Raw genomic sequence first — 1,371 nt, 5'->3', positions numbered from 1 at the left:
AATAAATCTCCGTCCGAGGTTTAGAGTCTATTCAAAGTTGTCAAACAGCTCTTAACGATATCAAAATCTAATTAGTATTATTTATAGCATTTTTGTTTATCCATTTTGTTAAACTCTTTGCAATTAATTCTTCTCCTCTCTCATTTGTATGAATCATGTCGGCAAAACTGTTTTCATCAACTGCCGAGTACAAGTCAATATATTCAATATTGTTTGATACGAGATAGTTTATTGTAGCATCATGTAAGTAATTAAAATAATGCAGTATTGAATCTGCCGATTTCACTTTAGCAAATTTATTTATAAGAGGCTTGTTTAAAGGTGTTATAACTACTACTAATTTAATACCTTTTATTGACATAATTTCATTTAACTTTGAAATCCAGTCAAACGATTTATGCCCTTTTGTCATGACAACATTATTTTCAAATTTTTCGTAGCGTTTTAATGCAAATTCATCTAATTCGGTAGCCCATGCCCTATTGCAGTGGATTCCTTTATTGAAAAATACCGGTTGCTTGTGAATAGCATCAACCGATGATTTTAGTGCAGTTTCATTTCTGAAAAAGAAACTCGTTTCCCCTATATAATAATTCAAAACATTCTTCAAACACTTCAGGTTAAATCGTTGATCTCTCTTTTGCAGCTTTATCCGCCTGAATGCATAATCGTAATTGCCAGCTTCTGGTTCTGGTAATTTAGAATATGCAAATCTAGTTGGAACAATATTGACAAATATCGTACTCCCTGAAGGCCATGAGGAGGCAATAATGTCCCCTTGCGTCAATAAGTCTGGTGGCTTACAGGCATCAAGGGCTCCAGGATAAACCTTCTGATTGACTGCCGTCTCTAATATCGCCCATATTGTTTTTTCTGGGGAATTTACATAGTACGAGCAGAATTCAGAATCTCCCATTATAACGTACTTGGATCCGTCATATTTCCCATCCCAGATCATTTTCTTCCGAGGGTCCATATACTTCTGCCATGAGACATGCCGATAAAAGAGTTCTCCTGAAACTTTCAAAACAACACATGTAAGAAGTATAGCTAGGCATGCTTTCCATAGGATCGTCAGCAAATTTGGCGATTTAGGCATGGTCAGTTAATCCTGTTTCAGAACTGAAAATACACAAACACCGGTTCTCCTTCCAATTTTAATAGCACAAGGAACGCCAGGAGAACTATGTACCCCGGCCAGCGTATCCAATAAGGTTTCGATAAAAATGTTTCGATTATTGCTGACGCTGGCCCTAACAGTCTTATACAAACAAGAACAAATATTGCTAAGATCAAGACCGCCGCCTCAAAAAGACCGTTGTCAAGAATAGGAACCTCTCCCGATAGACCAAGATTGCCAAATACTTGTAA

General features: G+C 36.6%; 1 protein-coding gene and 1 pseudogene. Both read right to left on the bottom strand.

The annotated features are described in order from the left end of the window. Positions 1-67: 67 nt before the first annotated feature. A complete protein-coding gene (locus tag OR1_RS20420) occupies positions 68-976 on the bottom strand; it encodes a hypothetical protein (protein WP_160295294.1) in 909 nt (302 codons plus the stop codon). 140 nt (positions 977-1,116) lie between these two features. Then, positions 1,117-1,371, bottom strand: a pseudogene (locus OR1_RS22965) (hypothetical protein); the annotation flags it as partial.

This window comes from Geobacter sp. OR-1 (assembly GCF_000813145.1).
Classification (GTDB): Bacteria; Desulfobacterota; Desulfuromonadia; order Geobacterales; family DSM-12255; genus Geoanaerobacter.
The sequence above is the reverse complement of the archived record's forward strand: the minus strand, read 5'-3'. Positions and strand labels throughout refer to the sequence as shown.